The 6,536-nt window shown below is 67.9% G+C and carries 8 protein-coding genes; all 8 read right to left on the reverse strand.

Annotated features, from left to right (window positions below):
- The coding region (locus E1286_RS45165) for a hypothetical protein (protein ID WP_132623260.1) at positions 1-259 on the reverse strand (259 nt) is incomplete at its 3' end.
- Between the two features lie 8 nt (positions 260-267).
- Positions 268-1,584, reverse strand: coding sequence for a lipopolysaccharide biosynthesis protein (locus tag E1286_RS45170; protein WP_132623262.1), 1,317 nt, complete (start codon positions 1,582-1,584; stop codon positions 268-270).
- The gene (locus tag E1286_RS45175; protein ID WP_132623264.1) at positions 1,577-2,380 is read right to left on the reverse strand and encodes a polysaccharide deacetylase family protein; all 804 of its coding nucleotides are present in this window, start codon (positions 2,378-2,380) and stop codon (positions 1,577-1,579) included. Before E1286_RS45175 ends, E1286_RS45170 begins: the two co-directional genes overlap by 8 nt.
- Positions 2,377-3,318: a glycosyltransferase family 2 protein gene (locus E1286_RS45180; protein ID WP_132623266.1), complete on the reverse strand. Its 942-nt coding sequence runs from the start codon at positions 3,316-3,318 to the stop codon at positions 2,377-2,379. Before E1286_RS45180 ends, E1286_RS45175 begins: the two co-directional genes overlap by 4 nt.
- An 11-nt stretch (positions 3,319-3,329) precedes the next feature.
- Positions 3,330-4,166: a glycosyltransferase family 2 protein gene (locus E1286_RS45185; RefSeq protein WP_132623268.1), complete on the reverse strand. Its 837-nt coding sequence runs from the start codon at positions 4,164-4,166 to the stop codon at positions 3,330-3,332.
- Between the two features lie 151 nt (positions 4,167-4,317).
- A complete protein-coding gene (locus E1286_RS45190) occupies positions 4,318-5,448 on the reverse strand; it encodes a GNAT family N-acetyltransferase (protein WP_132623270.1) in 1,131 nt (376 codons plus the stop codon).
- Positions 5,445-5,816: a hypothetical protein gene (locus tag E1286_RS45195; RefSeq protein WP_132623272.1), complete on the reverse strand. Its 372-nt coding sequence runs from the start codon at positions 5,814-5,816 to the stop codon at positions 5,445-5,447. Before E1286_RS45195 ends, E1286_RS45190 begins: the two co-directional genes overlap by 4 nt.
- A gap of 292 nt (positions 5,817-6,108) precedes the next feature.
- Positions 6,109-6,536 (reverse strand): hypothetical protein (locus E1286_RS48635; protein ID WP_165970225.1); only part of this gene is annotated, 428 nt, incomplete at its 5' end.

Here is a 6,536-nt window from a genome sequence, read left to right on the forward strand (position 1 = left end):
GGCCGATGTGGAGAGGGGCGGGCAGGCGGATGGCCGTGGTCGTCTCGGCGTCCGCCTGGGTGTCCTTCTCAGCCCCGCTCTTGGGCGCGCCCTTCGGCGCGTCCTTGGCCGCGTCGCCCCCTTCTTCCGGGGGGTCGAACGTCAACTTGGGGATGACTCCCGTCGCGTCCGGATCGAAGGGCACCTCTGACTTCTCCTTGTTCTCATCCGAGGAGCCGGTCATCCCCGTTGCCATGCCATCGCCGTCCCGTTGCGTCACGCTGACCATCATGCGGCCCCGGACGACCCCTGGGTGACAGTCGACCTTGCAGTTTCGCCGTACTTGAGTATTTTGCGCAGATTTCCGAAGATCAAAAGTGCCACGAGCAGCTCACTGAAGAGCAGTCCGTACCCCACCGCGTTCACCCCGAAGTGAGGGAACAGCACCACGGTGGACACCAGGACGAGCACCGCCAGCCCGATCTGGACGACCGCCAGCGCGCGCGCCTTGCTCCGCGCCCGCAGCGTGCTCAGGTAGACCTCGATCAGCACCCGCGGCAGCACCGCCAGCGACATCAGCCGCAGCAGCGTCGTGCCCTCGTCGGCGAACTCCGTGCCGAAGATCCGCAGGATCAGCGGCGCCCCGAGGATCGCCACCGCGATGATCGGCGTGACGATCAGTAACGCCCGTTGCAGCGCCCGCCGGCAGTTCTGGGCGAGGCTGGCACGGTCGAAGGAGCCCTCGACGGTCAGCGACACCGCCATGTTCATGGCCAGCAGCTCGATCATGCTGGCCAGCGTGTGCGCCATCGCGAAACGCCCGAACGTGGCCTCGCCGACCTGCGTCGCGATCACCACGGGCACGAGGTAGACGATCGCCAGGATGGACAGCGTGCCGGGGAAGTCACCGGCCAGGAACCTGCCCATCTCACGCAGCCGCGGCGGGTCCTGCCCCGCGTCGGCCTGCCTGACGTGCCGGGGCACGACCACGCCGAAGATCAGCCACTGGACCGGGATCAGGGCGAGCGCGGTCGGGATGACCCAGGAGACGAAGATGCCGCCCTCGGGCAGCGCGCCGGCCAGCGCGACCAGCAGCCCCATCTTCACCAGGCCGAAGATCAGATTGTTCAGCGGCACGAACGTGGCCCGGCGCAGGCCGGTCAGCACCACGTCCTGCAACGTGAAGACCGCCCACACCACCACGGAGCCCAGGAAGAACAGCCCAGGCCCGAACCCGGCCAGCACGGAGTACGTCTCGCCCCACAGCGGCAGCGTCAGCAGGAAGCCGACCGCCGCGACCCCGCCTGTGGCGGCGGCCAGGCCGTACCCGCGCAGGATGACCTCGGGGGTACGGCGGCCCGACACCGGCAGGTACCGGGCCAGCGCGCCCACGAAGCCCAGCGCGGTCAGCGACGCGAACAGCCGCATCGCCGTGATCACCGCCTGCCCGCGGCCGAACTCCTCGTCGGTGTAGTAGTGGGCGGCCAGCAGCCAGTAGCCCATGCCGAGAACGCCGGTGATCACCGTGTTCGCCATGAGCGCGTAGCCCTGGCGGAAGAGCGGGTTACGGAGATCGCGAAGGACTCTGCCCCAGAGGTTAGACATTTCCGCGCACCCGTTGCAGCCCGTACCTCGTCCTGCGCACGACGGCGTACCCCTTGGTCAGGATGCGCTCGCGCAGGTAGATGAGAGGCACGGCGTTGCCTTCGACGGCGCGCTTGAACATGTTGACGGTCGTGCCCTTGCCGACCGTCAACCGGGGGATGGCGAGCATGTCGTGGCGATCGGCGGCGATCGCGTTGCTCACGGCGCAAGCGGCGAAATAGCCGGCCTTGCGTACTTCCTGGCGGACGCGGGCGCTGGAGTAGCCGTAGGGGTAGGCCATGGTCGCGACCGGCGCGCCGATCTTCTCCTCCAGCAGCCCTTTGTTCCTGCGCAGCTCCTGCCGCAGGTCGTCGGTGCGGAGCTGGTCGAGCTGGGGGTGGCTGTGGCTGTGGCCGCCGATCTCGATGCCGGTCTGGGCGGCCTCACGGGCCTGGCCCCACGACAGCATGGCGTCGAGGGGCCGGCCCGCGGCGTCATCGCCCGCGTCGGACACCCAGCCGCTGGTCAGGAAGACCGTGGCGGGGAACTTGTAGCGCTCGAGCAACGGCAGCGCGTGGCTGTGGAAGTCGGCGTAGCCGTCGTCGAACGTCAGCACGACGGGCTTGCCGGGCAGCGAGCGGCCGTTGTTCTTGTTGAAGGAGGCCACCAGGTCGCCCAGCGTGAGCGGCGTGAAGCCGCTCTCCGACAGGTACGCCAGCTGCTCCTCCAAGTCGGACGGCCGCACCGCGTGCGGCCGCGTCTCGTCGTTGGGCGTGTCGCTGACCGAGTGGTACATCAGGATCGGAACGCGGATCATGACCGTGCCGCCTTCAGCCGTACGGAACCGACGACGTAACCCCAGACCGTCCAGGCCAGGCCGACGACGATCGCGCCGGCCCGGCCGAGCCCGCCGAGGTCGCCCCGCAGGGCCTCACCGACCCCGCGGAGCGCACCGAGCGGCAGCGTCTTCATCGCGTGGGCCCGCTCGCTGGCGAGCCCGTCCTGGGTGCCGACCTCACGGGTCACCAGAGCCTTCGACAGCCCCTCGGCGTAGCACCTGGACCTGAAGTACGCGAACCGCTCGCGCTGCCGGGACACCTTGTGCCCGATCACCGCGCGCGGTTCGAACAGCATGACCGAGCCCGGCTTCCGCTGCGTCAGCCGGATGCAGAACTCGGTCTCCTCGCACCCCAGCGGGCGCGACTTGCGCCCCTGCACGCTGCGCCCGATGCCGCTGTGGAAACCGCCCACCTCGGCCACGACGTCGCGCAGGAACGCGGCGTTGCCGCCCATCACGTTGCGGATGGGCGCCCTGACCGCGGGCATGCCGCGGTAGGTGCAGCCGACCGTCCAGTCGAACTCGTACGGGAACCACCGCGGCCGCCGCTCCGACGCCCACAAGGGGTCGGTACGGCCGCCGACACCGACCACACCCGGTTCCTGGAAGCCCTCCTCCAAAGCCTCCAGCCAGCCGGGATCGGCCACGGCGTCGTCGTCGAGGAACGCGACGATCTCGCCGTTGGCCGTGGCGACGCCGGTGTTCTTCCCCCCCGACAGCCCCTTCTCGTGCGTGTTCTCCACCACGATGGCCTGTGGATACTCACGCTTGAGCCGCAGGTGCAGGTCGGGGTTGTGGTCGACGACCAGGATCAGCTCGTGTGCCGGGCGTGTCTGGTTCTCGACCGACTCGACTGCCTGCCTGATGTCCTCCCACCGTTCGTCGGTGTAGACGCAGATGACAACAGACGTGTTCACAAGGTTCCTTCTTACGCCACGCCTCGGTCGGCGGCAGGCGCGGCGGTGGGCTCGGGCTGCGGGTGAGTGGGCTGACGGCGCCACTCCTTCAGGATGGTCTTGAGCACGCGGAAGCCGTCGCGGACGACGTGCAGGTTGCTCTCGCCGTGGATGCGGTTGCGCTCGTGGCTCGGCACCTCGTGCACCTTCAACCCGGCCTTGGCGGCACGCACGTTCATCAGTGTCTCGACCTCGAAGCCGTCACAGTCGAGGTTGAGCACGTCGAGGTGGCGGGCCCAGAAGGCGTTGTAGCCGTAGCACAGGTCGGTGTACTTGGTGTTGTACATGACGTTGACGATGCCGGTCAGGACCTTGTTGCCCAGACGCCGGTTGAGCGTCAGGTCGTCGCTGCCGCCACCCGAGGCGTAGCGCGAGCCCTTGACGAAGTCGGCGCCGGTCACCAGCGCGCCCACGAAGTTGATGATCTCGCGGCCGTCGGTCGAGCCGTCGGCGTCGATCATCACGATGATGTCGCTGGTGCACGCGGCGAACCCGGCCGCCAGGGCGTCACCCTTGCCCTTGCCGGTCTGCGTCACCACCTTGACGTTGGGGCGCAGCCGCTTGGCCACGGCGACCGTGTCGTCGACGGAGTTGCCGTCGACGAGCACGATCTCGTCCACCCACTGCGGGATGGTGGCGAAGACGTGCGGCAGGTTCTCGGCCTCGTTCATCGCGGGCACGACCACGCTGACCGTCGGTGAGATGGCCAGATGCGGCGTCACCGGCGTGAAGCTCGACGGTGGCGGCATCGACCGCAAGGGGGGCGAGGTCTGGACCTTGCCGTTGTGCTTGGTGATCTCGGGACTCATAGCGAGGAGAATCCTTCCGGGACCCCGCGCTGCGCGCCGATGGACCGCTCCCGGGTGCTGGTGGGAGCGGCGCCGCCGGCGGACGGTGCATCGAAGGGTCCTGCTGTGAAGTGTGAGGGTGTATGTACTGTGCCGGGGGGTGAGTGAGGGGTTAGCTCGCTCCGGTCGGTTCTTTGACTACTCCGTTGGGTGACTCCTGCTGCTGCATCGAGGTGCGCACCCGACCGAAGCCCTTGAGGACACGGTCGGCCGCTCTATAGAGAGACGGCCGATCCATGACAATTGTTCGGGCTTTGTTGAAAGGAGTTCGGCCGATCCAGTGGACCGCCGCGGTGGGCGACGGTCGTGAGATGCGGCCTTCGGCGACGTACAGGACCCCGCTCTTGAGCCAGTCTTTGTACTCCTTGCCGCCCTTGCCCATGTCCACCATGTGCAGGCCGGCCTTGGCGGCTGCCTCGGCCATCTGCAGGTGGTGGACGATGCCTGGCGAGTACCGGGCGAACTCGGTGTCGTATGCGGGGAACCACCCCACGAGCGTGGTAGCCGTACGGAGGCCGAAATGGCCGGCCACCGGTACGTCTCCGGCATAGAGCATGGTGAGGACTCCCGCGAAGTCGGGGGAGCTCTCCGCATGCATCATGTCCGTCAGTTCGACGATCCACGGCTGGGCGAATCTGTCCACCCGGCCGGTACGCCGGTACTGGTCGGACTTCCAGGCGAGGAGTGTGCGCAGCACCTCGGGATCGGCCGAGGCCCACTCGAGGCGTAGTTCGCCCTGCTCACGGCCGAACTTGCGCTCCTTGTAGCGCACCGTCTTGAGATTCTTCGGCGAGTTGGACTTGACCTGCTCCAGCCAGGCGTCGAACCCGGCGGTGAAGTCCATGACCGGCGCGGGCCGGACATCGGTCTCGTACGGCGCGAACGTCGGCTGCCCCGCCACGAGATGGTCGAAGTCGAACACGCTCAGCTTGCACGCGCGCAGCAGCGCCTTCGCGTCGAGCTTGAGCTCGGGGATCGAGATCAAGCCGTGACACGTGGTGAGGAAGCCGCCGAGTGGCTTGCCGATGCCGAAACTGTGCCGTTCGTAGGGGAAGAAGCCCTGGATGCCGCTTCCGTCCGAGATGACGGCCACCCGCACGTAGTCGCGCAGACGGTCCATCGCCACGGCGAACTCGACCGACAGGAACGGGTTGTCCAGACTCGGGTCGGCCTTCTGCAACTCCCGCCAGCGGGCCCGCTCGGAGTCGCCGAGCTCTCCCGGCCGGACTACCTGGATGTTCACCTTGCCCTGGCCCCCTGTTCGGTCTGCATGCTCTTCCCCCGGTACAAGACCCGAAGCACGTACAAGAACCCTCCGAGCACGGCGACCGTCGCGACCCCGGCTCGGGGTGACCACGCATCGAAGAGCAGCATGGCCTCAGCGAGGAGCACGTTGAGAACAAGACTTGCCGCCGCTCCCACTGATAGTGCGGCAAGGGGGTCACGATCACGCAACAGTCCCACCACTGCCGCTCCTGGAACGACCAGAAGGAACAGGGAGATGAGGAAGGGACGCAGTGGCGTCTCGATATCGAACAGCGCGACTACCGCACCTGCTATGCAGGCCAGCGCCACCAGCCAGGCGAGCGCTCTGCGGTGCTGTTTGAGCATCTCCTGTCTCTCTCTTCCTGCTCTTGCTGGTCGAAACGCAAGATTGATCGCCTGTTCATGGGACCAATCCGTGCCTGGACACGTCAATGCCGACGCTTGGCGACGCGCTCCGGTTTACCGGGAGGCAAAGATTTTTCGTGTGATGTTCAGCACACGGTCAAGTGAGCGCCGGTCCCGACGCGGTCCCCAAGCACACCAGAATGCCCTATGTGGCGGGGCATCTTCGAGTCAGGGTCCGATATATCCACGTTTGTCGGTTACAAACTCGATCTCCGTCGAGTTAGGGCTCCCTTTACCGGACCTCTGACAGGTCGTGTGATTCGGAACGGTCCAGAGCGGTTCCGGTGCCGATCTCCGCGTGGGCGCTGGGGGAGGCGGCCGGGTCGTCATCCGTCGGGGGCTCCTCCGTCGGCGGCTCCGGCACGTGGACGTCGGCGCCGGCCCAGGAGAGCGAGCAGGTCGCGGTGCCGCCGTTCGAGGTGAAGGCGACCCGGCCCGTGCCCGGCTCGGTCGGGTCCACCACCGTCACCCAGACCGTCGCCGAGCCGCCCGCCTTGACCGACCCGCTGGCGGGCTGCACGTCCAGGCCCTGCGAGGCCGTCGCGACCCAGGAGACCGAGGCGTTGCGGGCGCTCAGCGCGATCCGCTCCGCGCCGTCGATTCCGCGCGGGCAGGAGGCGGCGAGCCGGGCGCCGGGCGCGGCCCTGCGGCGGGTGGCGG

It is taken from the genome of Nonomuraea terrae (assembly GCF_004348995.1).
Lineage (GTDB): Bacteria > Actinomycetota > Actinomycetes > Streptosporangiales > Streptosporangiaceae > Nonomuraea > Nonomuraea terrae.